24 protein-coding genes are annotated in these 23,687 nt (G+C 65.0%); 8 read left to right on the top strand and 16 right to left on the bottom strand.

What is annotated here, in order from left to right:
• The first annotated feature begins 14 nt into the window (after positions 1-14).
• Together RAMLITH_RS17425 and dsbD are read left to right on the top strand one after the other, a co-directional pair.
• Positions 15-1,601: a multicopper oxidase family protein gene (locus tag RAMLITH_RS17425; protein ID WP_168108699.1), complete on the top strand. Its 1,587-nt coding sequence runs from the start codon at positions 15-17 to the stop codon at positions 1,599-1,601.
• 9 nt (positions 1,602-1,610) lie between these two features.
• Positions 1,611-3,548: a protein-disulfide reductase DsbD gene (gene dsbD, locus RAMLITH_RS17420; RefSeq protein ID WP_168108698.1), complete on the top strand. Its 1,938-nt coding sequence runs from the start codon at positions 1,611-1,613 to the stop codon at positions 3,546-3,548.
• A gap of 339 nt (positions 3,549-3,887) precedes the next feature.
• Here the strand turns inward: dsbD and RAMLITH_RS17415 are convergent, their stop codons facing one another.
• The 3 genes from RAMLITH_RS17415 to RAMLITH_RS17405 are packed head-to-tail and all read right to left on the bottom strand — an operon-like array spanning position 3,888 to position 5,545.
• On the bottom strand, positions 3,888-4,553 hold the full coding sequence (locus tag RAMLITH_RS17415; RefSeq protein WP_168108697.1) for a DsbA family protein: 666 nt from the start codon (positions 4,551-4,553) through the stop codon (positions 3,888-3,890).
• Entirely contained in the window at positions 4,550-5,011 is a 462-nt protein-coding gene (locus tag RAMLITH_RS17410; RefSeq protein WP_181956414.1) for a disulfide bond formation protein B, read from the bottom strand. The genes RAMLITH_RS17415 and RAMLITH_RS17410 overlap by 4 nt, the downstream gene beginning before the upstream one ends.
• A 3-nt stretch (positions 5,012-5,014) precedes the next feature.
• Positions 5,015-5,545 (bottom strand): DsbE family thiol:disulfide interchange protein, encoded by a 531-nt coding sequence (locus RAMLITH_RS17405; RefSeq protein ID WP_168108696.1) that lies wholly within the window; start codon positions 5,543-5,545, stop codon positions 5,015-5,017.
• A 388-nt stretch (positions 5,546-5,933) separates the two neighbouring features.
• Between RAMLITH_RS17405 and RAMLITH_RS17400 the strand changes: the two genes are divergently transcribed.
• The 3 genes from RAMLITH_RS17400 (at position 5,934) to RAMLITH_RS17390 (ending at position 7,418) form a co-directional block, all read left to right on the top strand.
• Positions 5,934-6,221: a hypothetical protein gene (locus RAMLITH_RS17400; protein WP_168108695.1), complete on the top strand. Its 288-nt coding sequence runs from the start codon at positions 5,934-5,936 to the stop codon at positions 6,219-6,221.
• A gap of 305 nt (positions 6,222-6,526) precedes the next feature.
• A complete protein-coding gene (locus RAMLITH_RS17395; RefSeq protein WP_168108694.1) occupies positions 6,527-7,054 on the top strand; it encodes a cupredoxin domain-containing protein in 528 nt (175 codons plus the stop codon).
• A gap of 34 nt (positions 7,055-7,088) precedes the next feature.
• Positions 7,089-7,418: a copper-binding protein gene (locus RAMLITH_RS17390; protein WP_181017794.1), complete on the top strand. Its 330-nt coding sequence runs from the start codon at positions 7,089-7,091 to the stop codon at positions 7,416-7,418.
• A gap of 94 nt (positions 7,419-7,512) precedes the next feature.
• On the opposite strand, the gene RAMLITH_RS17385 is transcribed toward RAMLITH_RS17390, so the two are convergent.
• The 3 genes from RAMLITH_RS17385 to RAMLITH_RS17375 form a co-directional block, all read right to left on the bottom strand.
• Complete coding sequence (locus RAMLITH_RS17385) at positions 7,513-7,806, bottom strand: hypothetical protein (protein ID WP_168108692.1); 294 nt, start codon at positions 7,804-7,806, stop codon at positions 7,513-7,515.
• Positions 7,807-7,886: 80 nt separating this feature from the next.
• Positions 7,887-8,171, bottom strand: a complete 285-nt coding sequence (locus RAMLITH_RS17380; RefSeq protein WP_168108691.1) for a CopK family periplasmic copper-binding protein — start codon at positions 8,169-8,171, stop codon at positions 7,887-7,889.
• 169 nt (positions 8,172-8,340) lie between these two features.
• Positions 8,341-10,275 (bottom strand): DUF3141 domain-containing protein, encoded by a 1,935-nt coding sequence (locus RAMLITH_RS17375; protein WP_168108690.1) that lies wholly within the window; start codon positions 10,273-10,275, stop codon positions 8,341-8,343.
• A 623-nt stretch (positions 10,276-10,898) separates the two neighbouring features.
• Between RAMLITH_RS17375 and RAMLITH_RS17370 the strand changes: the two genes are divergently transcribed.
• Positions 10,899-12,443 carry a bifunctional (p)ppGpp synthetase/guanosine-3',5'-bis(diphosphate) 3'-pyrophosphohydrolase gene (locus RAMLITH_RS17370; RefSeq protein WP_168108689.1) on the top strand — a complete coding sequence of 515 codons (1,545 nt, stop codon included), beginning with the start codon at positions 10,899-10,901 and terminating at the stop codon, positions 12,441-12,443.
• Between the two features lie 365 nt (positions 12,444-12,808).
• Here the strand turns inward: RAMLITH_RS17370 and RAMLITH_RS17365 are convergent, their stop codons facing one another.
• The 7 genes from RAMLITH_RS17365 to copK form a co-directional block, all read right to left on the bottom strand.
• Complete coding sequence (locus RAMLITH_RS17365) at positions 12,809-13,015, bottom strand: hypothetical protein (RefSeq protein ID WP_168108688.1); 207 nt, start codon at positions 13,013-13,015, stop codon at positions 12,809-12,811.
• A gap of 30 nt (positions 13,016-13,045) precedes the next feature.
• Positions 13,046-16,234, bottom strand: coding sequence for an efflux RND transporter permease subunit (locus tag RAMLITH_RS17360; RefSeq protein WP_168108687.1), 3,189 nt, complete (start codon positions 16,232-16,234; stop codon positions 13,046-13,048).
• A gap of 12 nt (positions 16,235-16,246) precedes the next feature.
• Positions 16,247-17,887 (bottom strand): efflux RND transporter periplasmic adaptor subunit, encoded by a 1,641-nt coding sequence (locus RAMLITH_RS17355; protein ID WP_168108686.1) that lies wholly within the window; start codon positions 17,885-17,887, stop codon positions 16,247-16,249.
• Positions 17,884-19,137, bottom strand: coding sequence for a TolC family protein (locus RAMLITH_RS17350; protein WP_337786173.1), 1,254 nt, complete (start codon positions 19,135-19,137; stop codon positions 17,884-17,886). The genes RAMLITH_RS17355 and RAMLITH_RS17350 overlap by 4 nt, the downstream gene beginning before the upstream one ends.
• Positions 19,138-19,159: 22 nt before the next feature.
• The gene (locus RAMLITH_RS17345) at positions 19,160-19,690 is read right to left on the bottom strand and encodes a hypothetical protein (protein ID WP_168108685.1); all 531 of its coding nucleotides are present in this window, start codon (positions 19,688-19,690) and stop codon (positions 19,160-19,162) included.
• A gap of 59 nt (positions 19,691-19,749) precedes the next feature.
• On the bottom strand, positions 19,750-20,067 hold the full coding sequence (locus RAMLITH_RS17340; RefSeq protein ID WP_168108684.1) for a DUF4148 domain-containing protein: 318 nt from the start codon (positions 20,065-20,067) through the stop codon (positions 19,750-19,752).
• A 266-nt stretch (positions 20,068-20,333) separates the two neighbouring features.
• Entirely contained in the window at positions 20,334-20,615 is a 282-nt protein-coding gene (gene copK, locus RAMLITH_RS17335; protein WP_168108683.1) for a periplasmic Cu(I)/Cu(II)-binding protein CopK, read from the bottom strand.
• Between the two features lie 203 nt (positions 20,616-20,818).
• On the opposite strand from copK, the gene RAMLITH_RS17330 reads away from it, so the two are divergent.
• Positions 20,819-22,240: a heavy metal sensor histidine kinase gene (locus RAMLITH_RS17330; protein ID WP_238344242.1), complete on the top strand. Its 1,422-nt coding sequence runs from the start codon at positions 20,819-20,821 to the stop codon at positions 22,238-22,240.
• Positions 22,241-22,260: 20 nt separating this feature from the next.
• On the opposite strand, the gene RAMLITH_RS25850 is transcribed toward RAMLITH_RS17330, so the two are convergent.
• From RAMLITH_RS25850 to RAMLITH_RS17315, 3 genes are read right to left on the bottom strand one after another with little or no spacing between them, the layout of a single operon-like run.
• Positions 22,261-22,479 carry a GDCCVxC domain-containing (seleno)protein gene (locus RAMLITH_RS25850; protein ID WP_168108682.1) on the bottom strand — a complete coding sequence of 73 codons (219 nt, stop codon included), beginning with the start codon at positions 22,477-22,479 and terminating at the stop codon, positions 22,261-22,263.
• A 1-nt stretch (position 22,480) separates the two neighbouring features.
• Positions 22,481-22,762: a mercury resistance system periplasmic binding protein MerP gene (gene merP / locus RAMLITH_RS17320; protein WP_168108681.1), complete on the bottom strand. Its 282-nt coding sequence runs from the start codon at positions 22,760-22,762 to the stop codon at positions 22,481-22,483.
• Between the two features lie 4 nt (positions 22,763-22,766).
• Positions 22,767-23,135, bottom strand: coding sequence for a mercuric transporter MerT family protein (locus RAMLITH_RS17315; RefSeq protein WP_168108680.1), 369 nt, complete (start codon positions 23,133-23,135; stop codon positions 22,767-22,769).
• A gap of 44 nt (positions 23,136-23,179) precedes the next feature.
• Here RAMLITH_RS17315 and RAMLITH_RS17310 point away from each other — a divergent pair, with 44 nt between their 5' ends.
• The gene (locus tag RAMLITH_RS17310; protein WP_202883284.1) at positions 23,180-23,590 is read left to right on the top strand and encodes a MerR family transcriptional regulator; all 411 of its coding nucleotides are present in this window, start codon (positions 23,180-23,182) and stop codon (positions 23,588-23,590) included.
• Positions 23,591-23,687 lie beyond the last annotated feature (97 nt).

Below are 23,687 nucleotides of genomic sequence, written 5' to 3'. Positions count from 1 at the left end.
CGGGAGGCAAGGTGATGGACAAGAACAGGCGGCGCGTTCTCTTGCACTCCACGGGTGCGCTCGCGGGACTGGGGTTCGCGCAGCTCGGGATTGCGGCGCCGGCAGCGAAGGCCGCCGGCCCCACGGCCGGCGTGCATGTCGAACTGCGGGCGGTGCGCGGCCGCGCGAGCCTGCGGCCGGGAAACACCACCGCCGTGTGGCGTTACGAGGGCAAGTTGCTGCAGGGCGAGGCCGAGTCGCTGCAGGCGGGCGATGGCTATCTCGGGCCCACCATTCGTGTGCGCCGCGGACAACGCTTGCGCGTCGAGTTCACCAACGACCTGCCCGAGCCGACCACGATCCACTGGCACGGTCTTCACGTGCCGGACGACATGGACGGTCACCCGCGCCACGCCGTGGCGCCCGGGCAGCGGTTCGTGTACGAGTTCCCGGTCGTCAATCGCGCTGGCACTTACTGGTACCACGCACACCCACACGGGCGCACCGGATTTCAGGTGTATCACGGGCTCGCGGGGCTGCTCCTGATCTCCGACGACGAGGAACAGGCCCTCTCGCTCCCGGGTGGTGCGCAGGACGTCGCCCTGGTGCTGCAAGACCGCAACTTCGACCGCGACAACCGGTTCGTCTACCCCTCCGGCGGAATGGGTGGCGGCGGGATGATGGGCCGCGGCATGATGGGCCGCGACGGCACCGGCTCGGGCATGGGCGGCGGTATGGCGCGCATGATGGGCGTGCTCGGTGAGAAGATCCTGGTCAATGGTCGGCAGCTGCCGTCGCTGGGGGTGGAACGTCGCCCCTACCGGCTGCGCCTCGTCAATGGCTCCAATACGCGCAGTTACAAGCTGGCCTGGAGCGACGGCTCGCCGCTCACCGTACTCGCGACGGACGGCGGTCTGCTTGCAGCTTCCCAGGAGCGCCCGTACGTCATGCTCGGACCGGCGGAGCGCGTCGAGGTCTGGGTGGATTTCGCCCGCTGGCCCGCCAGCGGCGAGCTTGCCTTGCACAGCCTGGAGTTCGATCCCGGAATGAGCATGGGAGGTCTGGCCCTGCCTGACGGCGCGCGATTTCCAGTGCTCGCGTTCGACCTGCGCAGCGCCGGCGCTGCAGGGGCGGTGCAGCCACCGCGCCAGCTTTCACAGCTGCCCGCGCCGCAACCCGGGATGGCGGTCAACGCCGATCGTCCCAAGGTGTTCGACCTGACCATGGGAATGATGACCTGGGGCGTCAACGGCCGCTCCTTCGAGATGCTCGAGGCGAGCTCGGAGGAGACGGTGAAGCTGGGAACGCACGAGGTCTGGGAATTCCGCAACGAGGGCCGGGGGGCCATGATGGGCATGGTGATGCCGCACTCGATGCACATCCACGGGCTGCAGTTTCGCGTGCTCGAACGGGAAGTGTCCAGTCGCTTTGCCCCCGCTTATCGCGCAGTGCAGGCGGGCCTGGTGGACGACGGCTGGAAGGATACGGTGCTGGTGATGCCCGGCGAGCGTGTGCGGGTACTGGTCGGCTTCCACGATTATCCGGGCCTGTTCATCTACCACTGCCACATGCTGGAGCACGAGGACTCGGGGCTGATGCGCAACTATCTCGTGAAGGCATAGCAGCCAGTCATGATCATCAGCAGCCACTACCGCTGGCGCGGCCTCATTGCCCTTTTCCTGGTCGTCCTTGCGGCGGCCGCGCAAGCCCAGGGCTTCACCCCGGCGCCTTTGGAAGGACCGCAACGGCTCGCGGGATCCGCCCTGGATAGCATCAGGGCTTGGTTCGGTGCCGGCACCCAGCCGACATTGCTCGAGCCGGATCAGGCTTTTCAGATCCAGGTTCGCGCCGCGGATGCGAATACCCTCGTCGCTACGCTGACGCCCGCGCCCCAGTATTACCTGTACCGGGACCGCATCAGCTTTGCCATGGTGCAGCCGCCAACCATCGCGATCTCCGATGTGTGGCTGCCTCCAGGCAAGCCCAAGCCCGACCCTACGTTCGGAACCGTAGAGGTGTTTCATGGACCTGTTGAAGCCGTGATCGCCCTCAAGCATTCTGGTTCGGGCAGTGACCGGGATGTGCACCTGCGTGCGAGCTACCAGGGCTGTAACGAACCCCTGGGTGTCTGCTATCCCCCCACCGAAAAGACAGTTGTCGTCGCGCTGTCGGCGGACGCGTCTGCAATGGGGACGGGCCGCCTCGCGGCCGCCGCGGCGCCATCGCAGGGCGCCACCGCACCCGACGACCTCCAGGTCCGGGAGCTGTTCACGAGCGGTAGCACCTGGGCGATCATCGCCGCCTTCTTCGGCTTCGGCCTGCTGCTGGCGTTCACTCCTTGCATGCTGCCGATGATCCCCATTCTGACCGGCATCATCGTCGGAGCCGAACGGCGTGCCAGTCGGCGCGAACTGCTCGTCCTGTCGTCCGCCTACGTGCTAGGCATGGCGATCACCTACGCGGCCGCCGGCGTTACTGCAGGCTTAGCCGGCACCCTGCTCTCCGCCTACCTGCAAAACCCGTGGGTTCTCGGGGCATTCGCTGCCATGTTCGTTCTATTCGCCCTGTCGATGTTCGGAATGTACGAACTGCAACTGCCGACGGCGCTGCAAAGCCGATTGGCCAGCGCCGGAACAGGACTGAAAGGAGGCCGCGCCGCGGGCGTGTTCGGCATGGGCGTGCTCTCAGCCGTCATCGTCGGCCCCTGCGTCGCAGCACCTCTCGCGGGCGCCCTGCTGTACATCAGCCAGACTCGCGACGTGGTGCTCGGCGGCACGGCTCTGTCCGCCATGGCCGTCGGAATGGGCGTGCCGCTGCTGGTAGTCGGTGCCACGGCGGGTACGCTGTTGCCCAAAGCCGGCCCGTGGATGCAAGGAGTCAAGCGGGTATTCGGCGTGACAATGCTGGCACTCGCCGTCTATACGATCTCTCCGGTGGTGCCTGTATCCGTACAGCACCTGCTGTGGGGAAGCCTGCTGGTGATCTTGGCAATGTATCTCCACGCTATCGATCCCTTACCCGCCGACGCAGCGGGCCACCGTCGGTTCGTCAAGGGTATCGGGGTGTTGGCGTTGGGGCTGGGATTGGCGCTGTTGGTTGGCGGCATGTCCGGCAACCGTGACCTGCTGCAGCCGCTGGCTGCGGTGCGCACTGCCGAGGCAATGCGGGGCGAGGAACTGAAGTTTCAGCAGATCAGGAGCCTGCCGGAGTTGGAGCAGCGCATTGAAACTGCCGGCGGGCGGCCGGTGATGCTCGATTTCTGGGCTGAATGGTGTGTCTCGTGTCTTGAAATGGACCGCTACACTTTCAGCGATCCGCGCGTGCAGGCGCATCTGAGGGAAGTGGTGCTCCTGCGTGCAGACGTGACGGCGAACACCGCGGAGCACCGAGCGCTGCTGCGCCGTTTTTCACTGTTCGGCCCCCCAGGTATCGTCTTCTTCGACACGGATGGAAAGGAGCTGCCCATTCGGGTGATCGGATATCAGCCGCCAGCGCAGTTCCTGAAAAATCTCGAACGGCTAAGACGAGGGCCTGTTTCCACGACATCCACGCGCGCGTCTGCCACATAGCGCAATGCAGCTGCGGCAGAGATCCTCGCGCTGGCTGCGGCCGGCGGCCAGCAGCGTCGCAATCGTTATCTGCAAATGCGGCTTCAAGACCTTCAATTCCAGGGCCGCTCCTCGCGGGGATGCGGGTAACGTCGTGCGCCAGCCGATCGCGACCCGATCAGTCCGACCGGCTATCGCATCGGCAACCGCGCTGTGCGGATGTCGGCTTCGGTGGTGCTCATGTTGAAGTTGTTGTCGCTGGAGGAATTGGCCCATTCGGAAACCGAGCTCGCCGTCGTCGCTGCCGGGGATGAACTGTAATCAGGCAAAGCCCCGGCACCGGTTGAAGCGACTGCATGCCTATCCCGCCTTCGCCTTGCGCGCGGCGGCCAGTTCCTCGTCGACCAGCGTGCGCAGTTGTTCGATCCCGAACGAAGGCAGTGGACGGCCATTGACGAAGAATTCAGGCGTTTTTCTCACATCCAACGACTGGGCGTCGGCGACGTCCTGTGCGACTGCGCGGGCGATCTCTGGTGATTGCATGTCGGTCTGGAGCCGCGCCGTGTCCAGGCCTGCCCTGGCAAGATACGGCCACACAAGGTCTGGCCTTGCCTGGTGGTGCTGCACCCAGGCCGGCTGGGAGGCCACCAGGGCTTCGAAGGCTTGCCAATACCGGCCTTGCTTGCGGCTGGCCTCCAGCGCCTTCACGACCTCGTCAGAGCCCTGATGGAATGGGGCGTAGCGAACCGTCAGCCGGATGTCATCACGGTTGGCCGCCATGATCTGTTTGACCAATGGGAAAAAGGCGGCACAGGTTTCACAAGCGGGGTCGAAGAATTCGACAATGTGGACAGGAGCATCGATGCGTCCCAGAGACGGCGAATGAAACCGGACAAGTGATTCCCTGTTCTTGGCCGCGAGCCGCACTGCGGCTTCGGCTTGCTGGCTTCGGTAGAGATATGCGCCGCCGGTGAACAGAATGGCAAGCAGGACGAGCGCGGTGACGAAAATCGTGTTTCGCTTCATTGACGGGCCTTGTGGTAGGCGGCCCCAAGGGCGAGGCCGATGGCGGAAAAGGACAGCAGGGAGAGAATCGGGATGGTGAGAAACCCAAACCACTGCGCATCAATCTGCGAGCAGGGAATGCCCTGTGTGCATGGGGTAACCCTCTCGGGGATATAGCCATGGGTCAGCAGCACGTGGAACAGCGCCACCAGCCAACCGGCAGCGGCGAGGGGCGCTGCATACCGAATCACTTTCAGGTCAAGCGGAAAGAGCGCGACTGTCAGCACAACTGCCAGGGGGAACATGAACACGCGCTGGTACCAGCACAGGACACAGGGCGCCACCCCTGTCACCTCGCTGAGGAACAACGCACCGAGCGCAGATGCCGTTGCCGCGAGCCAGGCTGCGAAAAGCGGTCCCCAAGCGGCATCGCAAGATTCAACGGAGCGCACAGGACATGCGGACGACTGGTCACTCAATGCTCAATGATCCTTCAGCTTGTTGATCATCGGGAGAATCGTCGCACGCAGCGATTCCGGCGTGATCGGGCCAATGTGCTTGTAGCGGATGATTCCGTTCTGGTCGATGACGAACGTCTCCGGGACTCCGTAGACCCCCCAGTCGATGCCGACCCGCCCGTCGACATCCATGACCGAAAGCTCATAGGGATCGCCGCCTTGGGCCAGGAACTTCAGGGCATCAGGTCGCTTGTCCTTGTAGTCGAGGCCGACGATCGGCACGAGGTTCATCCTTTTCAGGTCCATCAGGACTGGGTGTTCCACCTTGCAGGCGACGCACCATGAAGCCCAGACGTTGAACAGCCAGACCTGGCCTTTCATCTCCGTGGGCGAGAATGTCTTGTCCGCAAGAATCAGTTGCGGCAGCTTGAAGTCGGGTGCGGCCTTCTCGATCAGCGGCGACGGGATCTCGCGCGGGTCGCGCAGCAACCCCGCGCCGAGGAAGCCGACGAGGACGAAGAACAGCGCCAGGGGAACGAGAAAACGGGCTTTCACGGGCTAAGAAGCGGGAGTCGCAAGGATCGTTGGCAGGTGCACGGCGGCAGCCTGACGCACCGATGATGATCTGGACCTCCCGTTCGTCGCCTGACGTGCTCATTACAGTTCTGTAATTTTTCCGGTTACGCTTGGCCGTGGACCCATCAAGGGTCTTGGCCCTGCGGTGGCCAACATCGTTTACCTCCTGCACCCGACTTCGGTCGCAGGCGCGCATCGCACGTATCGGCCGCAGGAGAGGCAGCGCGGGCCGGGAATGCGGCGGGCATCGTGTGCACCGCTGCCGTGGCGCACCTTGATTTTTGTCAACGGAGCACGCCCTGGCGAAACCTACATTCACTCCTCCCCGAGAGGGGATCGAATTCAACTTCCACAAAGGACTCTCTCCATGCGCAAGATGATCACCACAGTGCTCGCGGCCCTGCTCGCCACGAGCGCCTACGCCGCCGACGTGGCCCCGCCTGAAACCCCCGGCAGCGCTGCGCCCAAGGCCGTCGCCGAGAAGAAGCATCTGGCCAAGAAGCACGGGCTTCAACCTGTCAAGCAGCCGCAGGCGCAGATGGCCGGCGACGCAGGCGCACAGGCAAAAGCGGAAGCCAAGCACCTGAAGAAGACACACGGGAAGATCAACGACTCGGCGGACAAACGCCTCGAGAAGGACCACCCGAATCACTGACGCTGCGCCGGCGCAGTGCCTGCGCCGCCTGCCCGTGCCCGCGGAGGCTTGTGCCTGGCGGGCATTTTTCTTCCTGCGCTGCACTGGGCCACTTCCACCGATCGGGCGAGCGCAGATGACAAGCCGATTACAAATCAGTCATCTGCCGTTCACGTGCGTACGGGACACTGCCAATCCGCGATACTCGCGCACTTCAGCGGCTTTGAGTCGAGTTTGCGCGGACCGACGAGGGCCGCGAACAGCTGGCTCGAGACCGGTTCAAGAACGCGCCTCCGGGGACGGTTGGCACAAGAGAGGAAAGAAAGATGAGACTGTGGAATGCAACGCTGCCCATGCTGCTCTTGCCCCTTGCCCTGGGTGCGAACGCGCACGAAGGACAGCAGCACCCGGCAGCATCGGCCAAGAAGGAGCAGATGCCGTGGGGAATCGCCGGTGATGCCAGAGCATCGGTGAAGACGATCGTGGTGTCGATGACGGACGACATGCGGTTCACGCCGAATCGCATTGAAGTGGAGCAGGGGCAGACGGTCAGGCTCGTCGTCAGGAACAGCGGCGCCATCATGCACGAGTTCGTCATGGGCACGAAGAAGACGCTGGACGAACACGCAGCACTGATGATGAAGTTCCCGGGGATGGAACACGACGAGCCTTACATGACGCACGTGAAGTCCGGAGCCTCTGGCGAAGTGACCTGGACGTTCAATCGTCCGGGCGACTTTGACTTCGCGTGCCTGATTGCCGGCCACTTCCAGGCCGGAATGGTCGGCACGATCAAGGTAGTGCCCGCTTCAAGCAACAGGCATTCCGCGGCTCCGGGGCTCAGCCGCGGCTGATGCTCCACCGGATATGCAATCGAGGGAGACGACCATGAAATCCATTGCCTTTCACGCAGCCGTTGCGTTGCTCGCTCTCGGCGCAGCCGGACTCTCCGTCAAGGCCCAGACGCCGCCGGTGCCGACCCAGGCGGTGGCGGCCGACATGGCGGAGGGGGAGGTGCGCAAGATCGACAAGGAAAACGGCAAGATCACGCTCAGGCACGGGCCCATCAAGCAGCTCGACATGCCCGGCATGACGATGGTTTTCCAGGTTCCGGACGTCGCACTGCTCGACAGAGTCCGAGTCGGCGACAAGGTGCGGTTCGCCGCGAGCAACGCTGCTGGAAAGCTCACCGTGACGCAGCTGCAACCTGCGCAGTAGCAGCGCCGAAGCAGGCAATTCCAAGCTGTGCCTGCCGCAGCCCTCGCGAGCGGATACCTCGGTGGCATCCGCTCGCCCGGCGCGCCGCCCATGCTCACTGGTTCTTGTGGAACCTGCTGTGGTCATGACGGGCCGGCGGCGTTTCGGCGGTGACGGCCGAAGTTCCGCCGGCATCTGCGAGGGTCGTGCGCAGGCACGCCTTGATCGGCATCGGCCCATATCCACGTTCAAGGCCGTGGTCATGCAACGTCTTTCGGACGCGGGCGGCGCACTCTGCGTAAGCGGCAGCCGGGGTCGAAAGCTGCGGCTGCGTGACGGCGCCTTGCGCGTACGCGGCCACGGGCAGCAGGCCGATGACGGCTGAAATCAAGAGGGTCACGGTTCTCATTCCATTCTCCAGGTAAACACCGCGCATTTGCGGGTATCGAATCGCCTCGCGCGGCGGCTACAGGCCAGGCGCTCCGGGCGTCAGTTTCCGCCGCCCAGCCTGGTCTTGCGAATCCAGTCGAGCCGCGCCACCTCGTTTCCGATCATCACGAGGCTCTGGCCGTCCGTGGTCTGCATCACTTGGCCGGGCTTCATCGTCACGGTTCGACCCAGCTTGTCTTCCATGGCCATCTTCCCATCCTTGAACACGTACACGGTGGTGCCGTCCTTGAGCACAAAGGACTTGTCGACATTGGTGGTTTCCGCTGCGGTTGCGCCGGTCGCTGCGAGCGTGAGGGCGGCGGCCATGGTGAGCATCTTCAACATGTTCCTCTCCTGCGAAGTTGGTGGGGGCGCCGGCGCCTATGCGCCAGCATCACCACTTTGCGGCGATCGTGATGACGGTGCGCGGACGGCGAGGTGACAAATCTGCAATCTGGGCGTCGAACGCAGGCGAGATCTTGCGCGGCAGGGCACTGCGCCGCGCATGGCTAGCTCAGCTGATGACGCCGGTGCGTGTCGGCATGCCTGCACAAAGGCAGTTCGTCCCGGGGTCGTCTGTTTCCATCAGCCGCCGCGGGATGCGGTTGCGCTTGGCGCGCCGCAGCGGGCTGCTCGTCGTGGAGGCCGCCGCGACTTGCTTGAAGCCGGCCGGCGCTTGCTCGAACAAGACAGTAAAGACGGCCTCATATGCCGAGTCGCGGGCCTTCCTGTATGTCTCCAGTGCGCGCAACGTGTCCCCGCTGGCGACCCGCTCGAGCGCCAGGTACGGGTTGTCAATCTCCACGGGAATTCTGTTCTTCTCGACCAGTGGCGCGAGCATTCTGATCGACGCCATCCAGGGGGAGAAGCGCTCTGCACACAGATAGCGGCTCCACCGCATGGGATGCAGCCACTTCAACAGCTCTGCAGACCATGGGCTCGACGTGGCCCTGACCAATGGGCTGAGAAACGCCCGGTACAGCAATTCGTTGAGCTCGGACAGGTCGCGCGCTCGCTCGAACGCCTTGCGCGGGTAGTCGTAGCGCAGATCCTCGACACGGCGGGGATGAAACTCGACCCGCGGGGCCGTTGACGGACCCGTGGCTGCAGCGCCGTCGACGATTTTCATCTCGTAGAGCCCCGGGGCTAGCGCCTCGAGTTCGTCCACGTGTCCAAGGATCGCACGGTGCTCGCGCCGCGCCACGTCCGCCGAGACGAAGATGCCGAGATGGCCGACATGGGGGTTGAGCAGATAGACGACGCGCTGTCCGGCAGCCTTGAGCGCCTGCGTCGTGGGATAGATTACCGGAACCCAGTTCAGGGCCTGGTGCGGCGGCGTGATGTTGTCTGCGCTGGAGGCGAAGACCAGGATGGGATTGCGAATGCGCTTCAAGTCCGCGACGCAGTGTTCGCAGATTCTCATGAGGCCCTGTTCCAGCTTGTTGCCGATGAACAGGTTCTCCACGATGGCCACGATCTCTTCCCGGGAGAGCCGGTAATAGCCGCTCCACCAACGTTCGAACTGCAGGAAGCGCTCGCGTTCGGTGTCGACGTTGGCGAACAGCTGGTAGTTCTTCTCCCACAGCGTGTGCGCCGGATTGAGTAGCTCGAAGTTCAGTGCCAACCAAGCGCCGTCAAAGTAACCATCGCCCGCATCGGCGGCCATGTGTGCCGCCCACGCGCCGCCAGACAAGCCACCGGCCAGGCGCATCGGGTTGACTTCGGGCGCCCCTGCCCAGTATGAAAGTGGCGAGCCGTTCAACACGGCGAGCCCTGCGGTCCCTACGCAATCGGCGGAGAGCAGCACGACCGCCCAGCCCGCTTGGCAGTTGCCGTACAGCACGGGGGGCTGCCCGGCATGCCTCCTTGCAACCTCGGCGACGAAGCGGCGCAACGCATGGTGCACGTCGGCGAGCGACTGGCCTGGGCATGGGTCAGGAAAGAAGGCAACGAAATAGACTGGGTAGCCTTGCTCCAGCGCCATCCCTACTTCCGACTCGCCCTTGAAGCCGCCGATGCCTGGCCCGTGCCCGGCGCGCGGATCAAAGATGATGACCGGCCGACACGGCCGGGTTGGCTGGGCCGAGTCACCGTCGCGGTGGCCGATGACTCTGAACAATGCATAGTTCGCGGGGTGTTCGAAGCGCCGGGCGTCGAGGACTGTCTCGTACTCGAAAGCCAGCAGCGGCGGCAGTCCCCTCTTTTCGTGTGCCAGCAGGTTTTCGCCACGCTCGCGCAGCGTGTCCAGGAACAGCACGCTGCGTTGCAGGAAGTCCACCTGATACCTCCACGCCTGGAGCCACGGCAACTCGGGGCGCGAAGGCTCTCTCCTGTGCTCGGCTGGGTCGTGCCTTGCAGCGATGGCGCCGGATGGTTGCGCCTTGGCGTATGCCCGGGAGCGCGTACCGGCGGAGCCGGGCGACGCCTTTGGCCTGGGAAGTGTGCTCATGTTCTTCGCTTGCTTGTGTCGCTCACGCGTTCTGCACCAGGATGGTCATGACCGGGTTCATGTACGTCGGCTCCTTCCATTTCTCGCTGGGGCCGGCCGGCGTTTGCGGCTCCTGAACGTCACCGTGCCTGCAGGTCATCGTCCACCGCCGCTGAAGGATGTTCCTGCAATAGAAGAATGGGATGGCACTTGGCGCAAGCCCAAGCGCCGCCGCGAGCTGCACGCAGTCGCAATGCGTACCATGGACGATGACGATTGGAGGAGTGTCCCGCCTGTGCGTGGCCATATTGCCAATGTGCGCCCGCGCCCATGACCACTGCTGGTCGCCCAGATGACAAGTTTGTTATCTGCGAGGTCCGGCCCGCTGTTCGTGAGGCAAGCGGCGCCTGTCGGTCGAGGAAACCTTCTTACAGGAAGGTAATGCAGCCGTCACCGTCTGGTCACGCCCTCCCGTTGACACTGAAACTCCTCAAGCTGGTACGTACGGCCGTGATTCCTTGGCGCACATGAACCCAATCGCAATGCGCATCGGCCGATGGTTGGGGAGTATGTTCTGGCTCCAGCGCAGGCACTCGCGCGGGCAGTGCATTGGTTCAGGCCCGCAGGGGTCGGCAGCTGACGCCGTGGCACTGGCGAACACGCCGGTCGCGCGCGGCATGGGCCTGGGGTTGCGGCTCGGATTTCTCACGACCCTGGTCGTGTCGGGCGTCATGGCGCTCGTCACGGGGGGCCAACTCGCATGGGACCTGCACACCGAGTTGCGTGACAGGCAATCGCTCCTGAGCGAGTCCCTCAGCCCTTTGGCGGCGGAGCTGCATGGTGCGACGAACCGCGAGGAGGCGCAGGCCGCCGTGACCAGATTCCATTCGTCGTTCGTGGTGCGTGGCCGCGAACGACACTACCTGGCGATCATCGATGCTTCCGGCCAGCTGGTGGTGGAGGAAGGAGAGCGTCCCGCGACGACCCAAGCTCCGCTGCTGAGCGCCAACATGTCCTTGACATCTGCCGCCCTCGGCGCCGAGCCGGTGACCCTGGTGGTGGCACAGGACGGTACGGACTACTTGGCCGCTCGTGCGCGGCGGTGGTGGGGGTGGGCGCTTCATGTCGCTCTTACCGCCGCGGCGACCCTGGCATTGCTCCATGTGGTGATCCGGCGCGAGGTGACAGGACCGATCGAGCGTCTCCTGACCGGCGTTCAGATGATGGAGCTGGGCTACTGGGACGCCATGCCGGACCCGGGCGGCGCCTGGGAGGTGCGCTGGCTCGGCTGGCGCTTCCGCGCGCTGGCCAACGAGTTGAGTCGTACGGCGGCACACCTCATCGCCGCGCAGCGACGAGCCTATGCGGCAGCGGCTGACACGCATGCTCGCGTTGCCGGTGCGGCACCTGCCGAATTCGCCTCTCCAGAACTTCCACGAGACGACGCGGGTGAGGCCATTTGTGCGCTGCAAACGTCGCTGCGCCGACTGGAAGATCGCGGCGAGGCGGAAGTGGACCGTCGAGCACTGGCCCGGCTGGCCTGGGATCGGCTCGCGCCCCGGGCAGAAAGGCTCGGCCGGCCAGACCTGCGCATCGAGCTCGAAGATGCGGCCTTCCAGGTGCTTGACCCGGACGGGTTCCACGATGTGAGCCGGCAGCTGCACGCGCGGCGGTCGCAGCTCGACGCACAGGTCCGACAGCGGACCGGCGAGATCCGCCATAGCCTGGCAACCAGAGGCGTTCCGGTACTTCGCATCGGGTGCCGGATCAAGCACGCCGCCGGGATCTGGAAGAAGATGAGAGAAAAGAACCTGAGCTTCGACCAGGTGCACGATCTTCTTGCCATGCGGGTCGTGGTGCCGACTGAGTCGGATTGTTACCACGCCTTGGGCGTGGTTCACGATCTGTATCCGCCGGTGATCGGCCGCTTCAAGGACTATATCGCTGCCCCGAAGGAAAACGGATATCGCGGTTTGCACACCTCCGCGCGCGATCGGGATCAGGCAGTGTTCGAGATCCAGATCAGATCGGCCGCGATGCACCAGTTCGCAGAAGAAGGGGCCGCTGCGCATGCGAACTACAAGGATGGAAAGCGGCTTCCCGTCCCTGGCGAGGACGCGTCACGAAAGTCGGTCCAAACGCTTCGTCAAGGCCTTGAACGCGCCGTGGAAGCAACGGCGCGATCCTGAGTCCTGGGTCGCCCTCCCTTCAAGGTCCGCCGGTGGATGCCCCCATCGGGCCGCCGTTCTGCGACCGATCCGATCTGTCCGGTGTGTACTGCCCGGTAGAGGTACCAAGCGACGAGCAGGCGGCGAGGAGCGCCGCGATCGCCAGTGCTGCGACAGTCTTCATGGGTGGTTCCTTTCTTTCAGTGGAGAATTCCGCGTCAGATCACAGGCCCCGCAGAACCTGCGGATTGCATCTTCCTTCCGCTGTCCTGACCGGAAGCGGACGGCGAGATTACCGATTGGTCATGTCATGCCGTCGAACGGCGTGCGAGAGCGGCGTCGGCGCCGGGCATGACGTACCTTCAGAAGATGTGAGACGTGCGCGGCTACACCCCCGGCTGCCTGCCTGGTCTAGCCCGGCGGCGCCGGCGGCGACGCGGCTTGGCGACGCCCGCACGTGCCTTGCGCTTGTCGCGCCAGCACAGGTAGGCGATGAGCCCCACCGGCAGGAGAAACATCAACGCACCGTTCAGCACCGCGAGCGAGAGGACCTCGTGCGACTCGCTGGGCAGGCCGAAGAACTCGTGCGCCATTGAGCCGATCTGCACCCGCCAGGCAAGCGGTTACTCCCCGCTGGCTGCGGCCAGCGCCGCCAGGCCGGATGGGGTCGCCTGTGCGGCGGCGCGCCGATCACGCCGCATCTCCCACTGCTTCACGAGGGCGTAGAGCGCGGGGATCACCGCCAGGGTGAGCACCGTCGAGGAAATCATGCCCCCGACCATTGGTGCCGCGATGCGGCTCATGACTTCGGAGCCGGTCCCGGTGCCCCACATGATCGGCAGCAGGCCGGCCATGATCGCCACTACGGTCATCATCTTCGGTCGAACCCGCTCCACCGCGCCTTCCATGACGGCGCCATACAGGTCGGCCACGTCGGGGTCCCGCCGCTCATGGCGGCAGCGCTCTTTCGCCTCCTGCCACGCCTGGTCCAGGTAGATCAGCATCACGACGCCGGTCTCCGCGGCCACCCCGGCGAGCGCGATGAAGCCGACCGCCACCGCAACCGAGAGGTTGTAGCCGAGCCACCACATGAGCCAGATGCCGCCGATGAGGGCGAACGGCACCGACAGCATGACGATCACGGTTTCAGCGATCCGCCGGAAATTCAGGTACAGCAACAGGAAGATCGTCAGCAGGGTGACGGGGATGACGATCTTCATCTTCTGGATCGCCCGCTCCATGTACTCGAACTGGCCACTCCAAGTGATGTAGTAGCCGGGTGGGAACTTGACCTGGTCGACGACCGCTTGGCGCGCGTCCTTGACGTACGAGCCGATATCCCGGTCGCGGATGTCCACGAAGATGTAGGCCGACAGCAGGGCGTTTTCGGTCCGGATGCCCGGCGTGCCGCGCACCACCTTGATGCGGGCGACCTGCCCGAGAGGCACTTGCGCCCCGCTCATCGTCGGCACCAGCACTTCTCGTTCGATCTGTTGCGGATTGCTGCGCAACTCGCGTGGATAGCGCACCGTGACGCTGAAGCGCTCGCGGCCTTCCACGGTGGTGGTCACCATCTCGCCGCCGAGGGCCGTGCCGATCACCTCCTGCAGTTCGCCAATGCTCAGACCATAGCGGGCTAGCTGCTCGCGGTTCGGTTCGATGTCGAAGTAGAAGCCACCGGTGATGCGCTCCGCAAAAGCGGAGGTGGTGCCTGGAACGTTCTTCACGACCGCTTCGATCTCCTTGGCCAGCCGTTCCATCTCGGCCAAGTCCTTGCCGAACACCTTGATCCCGATGGGCGTGCGGATCCCCGTGGACAGCATGTCGGTGCGGGCCTTGATCGGCATGGTCCAGGCATTGGAGATGCCCGGGAACTGGAGCGCCTTGTCCATCTCGGCGATCAACTTGTCGGTGGTCATGCCGGGACGCCACTGCTCCTCGGGCTTCAGGTTGATCACGGTTTCGAACATCTCCACCGGTGCCGGGTCGGTGGCGGTGTTGGCGCGCCCCGCCTTGCCGTAGACCGATTCGACCTCGGGGAAGCTCTTGATGATCTTGTCCTGGGTCTGCATCACCTCGGCTGCCTTGGTGATCGACATGCCCGGCAGCGACGCCGGCATGTACAGCAAGGTGCCTTCGTTCAGCGTCGGCATGAACTCACTGCCCAGCTTCGAGGCCGGATAGATCGATACCACCATCGTGACGACTGCCAGCAAGATCGTCAGCTTCTTCCAGCGCATCACCCACGCGATGATCGGCCGGTAGACCCAGATCAGGAATCGGTTCACTGGATTCTTCGCCTCCGGCATGATCCGGCCGCGGATGAACAGCATCATCAGCACCGGCACGAGCGTGACCGAGAGCAGCGCCGCCCCGGCCATCGAGAAGGTCTTGGTGTAGGCGAGCGGGGAGAACAGCCGCCCCTCCTGCGACTCCAGCGTGAACACCGGCAGGAACGACACGGTGATGATCAGCAGCGAGAAGAAGAGGGCGGGCCCCACCTCCTTGCAGGCGGCTATCATGGCGTCGCCCCGCTCCTTCACGGTATGTCCCGGCGGCAGCCGCTCCAGGTGTTTGTGGGCGTTCTCGATCATCACGATGGCCGCATCCACCATGGCGCCGATGGCGATGGCGATGCCACCCAGGCTCATGATGTTCGAGTTCATGCCGAGCAGCCGCATCACGATGAACGCGATCAGCACGCCAACCGGCAGCATGAAGATCGCCACCAGGGCCGAGCGCACGTGCAACAGAAACACGATGCAGACGGCGGCCACGATCAGGCTTTCCTCGATCAAGGTGCGCGTCAGGGTGTCGATCGCCCGATGTATCAGATCGGAGCGGTCATAGACCGCCTGGATCGTCATGCCTTGCGGCAACCCGCCGGAGATCTCTTCGACTTTCGCCTTGAGGTTGTGGATCACCTCCAGCGCGTTCTGGCCGTAGCGCGCCATGGCGATGCCGGAGACGACCTCGCCTTCGCCGTTCAGCTCGGTGAGGCCGCGGCGCTCGTCCGGCGCCAGTTCGACCCGGGCAATGTCGCGTACCAGGACCGGCGTGCCGCCCTCGCTCTTGACCACCAGCAGTTCGATGTCGCTCTTGCCGCGCAGGTAACCCTTGCCGCGCACCATGTACTCGGTCTCGGCCATTTCCACGACCCGGCCGCCGACGTCGCGGTTGGAGTCACGGATGACCTGCGAGACCTTCGAGAGCGGGATGCCATAGCTGCGCAGTTTCACAGGGTCGACGGTGACCTGGTAGGTCTGTACGAAGCCGCCGATCGAAGCAACCTCGGCCACGCCCGGCGCCTTGGTCAGCTGGTAGCGCACGTACCAGTCCTGGACCGTGCGCAACTCAGCAAGCGTCCGGTCCTTGGCCAGCAGAACGTACTGGTAGACCCAGCCCACGCCCGTTGCGTCGGGGCCGAGCGCAGGCGTCACGCCCTTGGGCAGCCGGCCCGCGGCGAAGTTGAGGTACTCCAGCACGCGGGTGCGCGCCCAGTAGATGTCGGTGCCGTCCTCGAAGATGACGTACACGAAGGAGGCGCCGAAGAACGAGAAGCCGCGCACGACCTTCGACTTCGGCACCGCCAGCATCGCCGTGGTCAGCGGATACGTCACCTGGTCTTCGACCACCTGCGGCGCCTGGCCCGGATACTCGGTGTAGACGATCACCTGGACGTCGGACAGGTCGGGCAATGCATCAAGCGGTGTCCGCAGCACGGCGATGACGCCGGCGATGACGATGAACGCAGTCGCGAGGAGGATCAGGAACGGGTTGCGTCCCGACCACTCGATGATCTTGTTGAGCATGTCGGCTCCGTGTCAGTGGCCGGAGTGGCTCTTGGCGGCGGCCGCGGTATTCGCCGCGGGCCTGGCCCCGGTCGGCACGATCGACGTCACGACCCACTCGCCCGGCTGGCGTTCGACGAACTCGAACGAGACCGCCATGCCAGGTTTGAGGTCCTTCAGCAACGACGGATTGGCGGCCTTGAACTCCATCGTCATGGCCGGCCACTTCAAGGTGGCGATCGGGCCGTGGTTCAGGCTGACAGTGCCGGCCTTGGCGTCCACGGTGTCAACTGTTCCCTGGCCCTGATGGCCGACCGCCGCAGCGCTTGTGCCTTTGGCCTGCGTCGCCGCGGCACCGCTGGCGTTCGGGTCACTGCCATGGCCCGAATGTCCGCCGAGCCCGCCGACAGCCGCCTTCAGGTTGCTCTCGGCATCGATCAGAAAGTTGGCGGCGACCACGACCCGCTCGCCTTCCTTCACCCCTTCGCGCACTTCGACATAGTTGTCGCTGCGAGCACCGAGCTTGACTTCGCGTGGCTGGAAACGGCCTTCGCCGGCCTGCACCAGCACGATTTGCCGGGTGCCGCTGTCGATGACGGCCGAGTCGGGAACCGCGATCACCGGGGTCTTGCCGCCGACTTGCACTTCCACCTGGGTGAACATCGCCGGCTTGAGCAGGTGGCCCGGATTGGCCAACTCCACCCGCACCGGCACTGTCCGGGTGTCCGCATTCATCGTGGGGTAGACATAGGTGATGCGGCCGCGGAAGGCTTTGTCCGGGTAGGCGTTGATCTGGACGGTCGCCTGCGAGCCGTTGCGCACCAGGCCGATGTCCTGCTCGAAGACGTCGGCGATCACCCAGACCGAGGACAGGTCAGTCACTTGGTACAACATTTCGCCGGGCATGAAGCGCATGCCTTGGACGGCCTTCTTCTCGGTGACGATTCCCGCCACCGGCGAGCGGAAGGTCACCGTGCGCCGCGCTTCGCCAGTCTTCACCAGCGCTGCCACCTGCTCGGACGACAGGTCCCAGTTGCGCAGGCGCGCGAGGCTCGAGTCCGCCAGTTGTTTCATGCCGGCTTGTGCCTCAGTGGCGGCGGATGCCATGGCCTGGACGCCTTGCGCGGCGATGGCGTACTCGCGTTGCGCCGAGACCAGCTCCGGGCTGTAGACCTCGAACAGCGGCTGGCCCTTGGCCACTGACTGCCCCGTGACGTTTACGTGCAGCCGCTCTACATAGCCCTCGAACTTGGGCGAGATGACGTGGACGCGGCGCTCGTCGGGCTCCACTCGGCCGGCGGCCCGCACCGTCTTGCCGAGCGCCCGCAAACTGGCGGGCTCCACGCGCACGCCCAGCTTCTGGATCTTCTCGGTGCTGATGCGGATCTGGTTACCGGTCCCCGGCTTGCCGGCGTCCTCGTCCTCGCCCTCGTACACCGGTATGTAGTCCATTCCCATCGGATCCTTCTTGGGCGTCGGCGAGGTGTCCGGCAGGCCCATCGGGTTACGGTAATAGAGTACCTTTCGGGCCTTCGGCGCCGCGGCCGAGGCACTGCCCGCCGGCGCTGCACCCGCCGCCGCATCCGTCGCTTGCCGTTGTCCACCCAGCCAGTACCCCCCGGCACTGGCGATGCCCAGGAGCACGAGGCCCGCGATCACGTTCGTTGCTTTCACAGTGCTTCTCCGACGATGCGTTCGATTTCGGCCAGGCGGACCTGGGCTTCGGCTTGTGCCTTCAGTTGCTCCTGGCGCGCCTTCCTGATCTCGCGCTGCGCCTCGAGCAAGGCGGTGAAGTCCAGGCGCCCGTTCTCGTAGGCGGCGATGGCCGAGCGCAGGCTCAGCTCGCTTTGCGCCAGCGTCTGGTTGCTCACGAGTGCCTCGGTCTGGCGAGCGGCTTGCAGCATGGCCACCGTCTCGCCCAGCTCGCCCACCAGCTGGTTGGCGACGTTCTGCCAGCGCGCGCGCGCCGCGGTCACCATCGCCTGCGCCTCAGCTTCCTGCGAGCGGCGCGTAGTCTGCTGCAGCGGAATGTTCATCTCGAACATCACGCCCCAGCTGGTGATCCGGGACCCCATCTGGGTGGGCTGCAGGCCGACCGAGAAATCGGGATACCGGTTGCGCAAGGTCAGTTCGCGGCTCTTTTCGGCGCTCGCCAGGCGCGCCTCCTCGGCAACCAGCTGCGGATTGCTGGCGCGCGCCCGTTGCGCGAGGTCGGGTACGTCCAGGGCCGCGGGGGGCGGCAGCGGCCGCAGGGCCCTGGGCTCGCCGAGCGGTGCTCCCGGTTCGCGCGAGAGCAGTGCGTTCAGCCGTGCCCGCTGCTGGCGCTTTTCGCTCTCCAGCATGATCAGCTCGGCGCGCATGGTAGTCTGTTCCAGCTGAGCGCGGATCGCGTCCTGCTGGACCACCAGTCCCCCGGCGTAGCGCACCTGGGCGATCTGCTCGATGCGCTTCATCAGGTCCAGGATCTCGAGAACCAGCCGTTCATTTCCCGCCGCCAGGTAATAGCGGGCATAGGCAGTCTTGATCCGCATCGCCAGTTCGTTCCAGGCGGCCTCCGTGCGAGCCTGCGCCTGGCGCGCGTCGGCTTGGGCGACGCCGCGCCGCAGTTCCAGCTTGCCGGGCCACGGCAGCATCTGCATCAGCGTGTAGCGCGTCTCGCCGACCTTGTTCGGGAGCAGGTTGAACCCGGCGTCGTTGCCGTAGTTGTTCACATTCATGAGCTCGACGCGCAGCAACGGATCGGGCAGGGCGCCCGCGGGCTGCACGCGCTGGCCGGCGGCTTCGGCTTCCGCACGCATCAGGGCAAGTTCGGGGTTTTGCGTGCGGGCGATGTCCAGGAGGCCCTGCACGTCCTCGCCAAGTTCGGCCGCCTGCAAGCTTGCGGAAACGAGGAGGGCGGCGGCAAGCGCTGCCGTGCGCAGCACATGCGATTGCCGGGGTGGATGGTCAAGTGTGGGCCGGAAGATCATTGTGGTCATCGCTGGGGAAAAACGGTGGCGGAGATTCTGCGTTCACGTCACCCGCCGAGCGGTGAAGGTTAGTCACAGGCGCTTCCGGTCGATTGACATCCGTCAACACCGTGCGTTCGTCGAGTCTCGGCTGCAGGTTTGCCGCGTCCGGATTCCCACGCAGCACGACTGCATCGTCGCATCGCGCCAGATTGACAAGTACGCTGTCCCCGGGCGCGACATCGACCCCAGGCATCCGTGGGACGAGGCGGGTACGGGACGCCCGTCCGGTGACGGGGTAGAGGACGAGCACGTAGTTGGTCGCCGCCCTCTGGGCCGCAGGCACTTGCCTCAGGCAGGACCAGTAACCTGGCCGCTCGACCGCTGCACCCGGGATGACGGCGACGACCTTGCCCCGTCGCCACCCGTCGCGGTAGTCGTAGCGCCCGTCCAGCAAAGTGGTACAGGCGGAAAGAAGAGGCACCGCTCCCAGCAAGAGCGGCAGCGTGAGTGCGGAAGAGGCTTTCATGTGCATCTCGAGTGAGCAAGCAATTCCTGCGCTGCCGAACTGGGTGAACGGCGGTAGCTCTAGGCGGGGTACAGCTCCTGGAACCGCTTGCGTTCCGCCGGGGTCATGACCGGATCCGGTTTCGGCGAGTCCGGCTTTGGCGGCGGCATGATGTATCCAGCCTCCCCGCCAACGAAGCGGCCACCGTCCGGTCCGACTGGATTCTTGCGGAATTGCAGGAACTCTTCGCGAACCTGCTCGCGCGTGAGATTGCTTTGCACCGGAAGGTCGATCCACCCGGCTTCCCCCCCGACAAAGACGCTGCCGCTTTGGGCGAAAGCAGCCGGGAGCGCCGAGGCGGCGAGAGCGATGGCGATCGCGGTATTTCGAACTGACACGATGAATGTTCCTTTCTTGAATGGTTCAACGTTGCTGTTCCTGAGGAACCAGCTGGATGCAAGTCGTGCATCACGGTTGCCACTGTAGAAAGGAGACGGCCACAGCACGCTGACGTCAGGATGACAAATGCGTCATGTACACGCGGCCTTGGTCTTTCGTCGCAACAGCGGGAGATCGCGATCGGTGCTGCGGGCATGCGCTGCGCCGAGCGGCACCTGCCTCTCCATGAGGAGGGGGTGCCCGAGGGAGGCAGGCCAGGGCCGGACTACTTGCCGCCGAGGTCGGACTTCCTGATCCAGTCGAGGCGTGCGAGTTCATTGCCGACCATCAGGATGCTCTGGCCGTCCTTGGTCTGCATCACGTGCCCTGGCTTCATCGGCACGACCCGCCCGAGCTTGTCTTCCATGGCCATCTTGCCGTCCTTGAAGATGTACACCGTCGAGCCGTCCTTGAGCGGAATGGACTTGTCGACATTCGCCTTGTCGGCGGCCAGCGCAACGTTTGCGCTGAAGAGAACCGCGGCGGCGGTTGCAATCACTTTCAACATGGTGAACTCCGGAAGTTGCGTAATGCAGGCGCTTCTTGTGGGCCTGCGGCCGGGAGTCTGCGCGCAACGACATGACGGCAGGCTAACGTCGCGATGACAAATCTGTCATCAAGCATCGGCTAGGAAAACGCGGGGCGCGCTGTCTCGGGTGCGTGGTTGGGGTGTACGTCGTATGCTCTGGCGGCTGCGCCAGCACAAAACCAATGAAACAGTTATTGAACTTCCTCAAACAGCGCTCTCTGGCGCTGCGCCTCGCGTTCGCAAGTGCTTTGTTCGGCTTGGTCGTGGTCGGGGGGGCCACGGCCGTCGGCTTCTGGACTCTCTCGAACCAGCTCGACGAACGTGCCGAGGCCGAGATGGAGGGCCGCCGGCGTCTCCTGATCCACATCCTGCTGGAGGTTCCGAACCGCCAAGCCATCGGTGAGTCGAACGACCGTTTCGCGGAACTGTTCTATGGCCACGACGACTTGCACCTGGCGATCCTGGAGCCCGACGGAGGCACTCTCATCACCGGATTCTCGGACATCGGGGCAGAGTCCGTCGCCGCACTTCGCCGAGTGGCAGCGCGATCCAGCGGGCTGCACACCTGGCGCCGGGCCAGCGGCGAGCGCTTCAGCGGCATCCACGGTGCCGCCGGCCTTGCCGACGGCAGCAAAGTGGACTTCTATCTTTCGGTCGACCGGGCCCGGGACTCGCGCTTGCTTGGCGGCTTTTTGCAGGCCACCTTGATCGCGCTGCCATTGCTGCTGATCGTCGTCGCGGCCGGTGCCGGCGTGATCACCCGCACCGGTCTGGCGCCGCTGCGGCGGTTCAATCAGCTGGCTGCCTCCATCGGCACGAAGTCGCTGAATCGCAGACTTTCCATGGCGGGTCTGCCGGTTGAACTGGCGAGCACGGCCGCCGAGTTCAACTCGATGCTGGAGCGCATCGATGAGGGCTACCGCAAGCTCGAAGACTTCGCTGGCGACCTCGCCCACGAGATGCGGACCCCCGTCGCCACGCTGCTGGGCCGAACGCAGGTGGCGTTGTCCAGGCATCGCAGCGGCGACGAGCTCCGGGCGGTACTTGAAGGCAACGTCGAAGAGCTCGAGCGGCTGTCGACGCTTATCAGCGATATGTTGTTCATTGCGCGCGCGGAACACAACGTGGCGCCGATCGAACGGGCGGCGGTGGACTTGGCGCAGGAGGCCAGACGGGTGACGGACTACCTTTCGGCCATCGCCGAGGAAAAGGCGCTCAATCTCGACGTGCGCGGAAGCGCCCCAAGTCTGCAGGCGGATCGCCTGATGATCCAGCGCGCGATCACCAACCTGCTGTCGAATGCCATCCGGCACGCTGAGAGGGGGTCGACGGTCGACGTAGAGGTCGGCAGCGCCGGCAAAGTGGCCACGCTGACGGTGAGCAACGTCGGCGAAGGCATCTCGCCTGCCGACCAGGAGCGGATCTTCGAGCGCTTCTACCGCGTGGACCAAGGGCGCGCGCGTGGTCAGGGCGGCAGCGGCCTTGGCCTTGCTATCGTGCGCTCCATTGCGACGCTGCATGGCGGGACCATCGGCGCGGCCAGCGCAGGGGGACGGACCACCTTCACCCTTTCTCTTCCCGTTGAGGATCCGGCCCGTCCCTGACGCGGCGGTGAAGGAGCGAGTCAGCCAGCGCAGCACGAGCCAGCGCCGTGCTGCATCGGCGGGCACTTCACGGTGCCATACGAGCAGAAGACGCAGCAGTCGCCCGGCAACGGCCGCAGGACCGCCTTGCAGTGCCCGCACTCATGGAACCACTGGCAAGCATCCGTGGGCATGATTTCCCACTTGGCATGTCCGCATTCCGGGCAGGTGAGCATCGATTGCAAAACGACGCCCGTCATGTCACTGGTCCTGCTTCAGGGTCGACGGGAACCCCGCGTCCGCGGTGGCTTTCGTCAGTGCCGCCGGGGTGGTCTTCGCCGAATCGAACGCGACCACGGCGAGCTTGGACTTGAAGTCGACCGTGGCAGCAGCAACGCCGGGGACCTTCTCGAGTGCCACACGGACTGCAACAGGGCAGGTGGCACAGGTCATGTTGTTGACCTCAAGTGTAACGCGGCGGTCGGCCGCCGCGTCGGTGCAGGCGGCGATGACCAGCCCAGCCAGCAGGATGACAGGTTTCATGGCGTCAGTAGAACGCAGGTGCGTAGATCGGCAGCGCCGCCAAGGCGGCTGCGAGCGCGGAGACGACCCAGAACAGCGCCTTCTGCCGTGCACGGGTGGCGGGCAGGGCGCAGGCGTGGCCGGGCGCGCACTCCGCTGGCGCGAGGTACAGGCGATAGAAGGCGTAGCCGAAGAACACCACCATGGCCGCGATGAACCACGGCTGGTAAGCCTCCATGGCCGCCAGTTGCGAACCCCACGCGCCACCCAAGCCGAGCAGGACGAGCAGCAACGGCCCCGCGCAGCAGGCGGACGCGCCCACCGCAGCGGCGGCTCCCGCCAAGACCGATGCGCCGAGGGTCCATGGCTTCGGATCAGAGCGTCTTGAAGTCATGTCGGGTAGTCTATGGACGTACCTGGGTACGGAGTCAAGATGCCATGGAATCAATGACGATTGGGCAACTGGCCGCAGCGGCCGGCGTGAACGTCGAAACGGTGCGCTATTACCAGCGCCGCGCACTGCTTGCTGTTCCCAGGCGCGAGCCGGGCAGCATCGCCAGATACCCGGAGAGCGCGTTGACCCGGTTGCGCTTCATCAAGCGGGCGCAGTCGCTGGGCTTTTCCCTCGACGACGTGCAAGTTCTGTTATCGCTGGAGGACGGCCAAGCGTGTTCGTCCGCGCGCGAACTGGGTGAACGCAAGCTCGCGGCTGTGCGCGAGCGAATCAGCAGTCTGCGAGCGCTCGAGGAGGCTCTTCAACGCCTGGTCGCCAGCTGCTCGACGACTAGGCGCAAGGTGAATTGCCCGCTGATCGAGGCGCTGATGCGCGCGGACCGGGCGCTTGTATAAGGTGCGCAGCTCCAGGCGCCGAAGAGTGCGCCGGCTCTCTCGCAGTCACCCCTGGGGCTAACTTGCCAAGCCAGCCTGCAGGCGAGCGGCGTGGCGT

The organism is Ramlibacter lithotrophicus, assembly GCF_012184415.1.
In the GTDB taxonomy this organism is placed as follows: Bacteria; Pseudomonadota; Gammaproteobacteria; order Burkholderiales; family Burkholderiaceae_C; genus Ramlibacter; species Ramlibacter lithotrophicus.
Note: the sequence above shows the minus strand (reverse complement) of the source record. Positions and strands in the feature narration are given on the sequence as shown.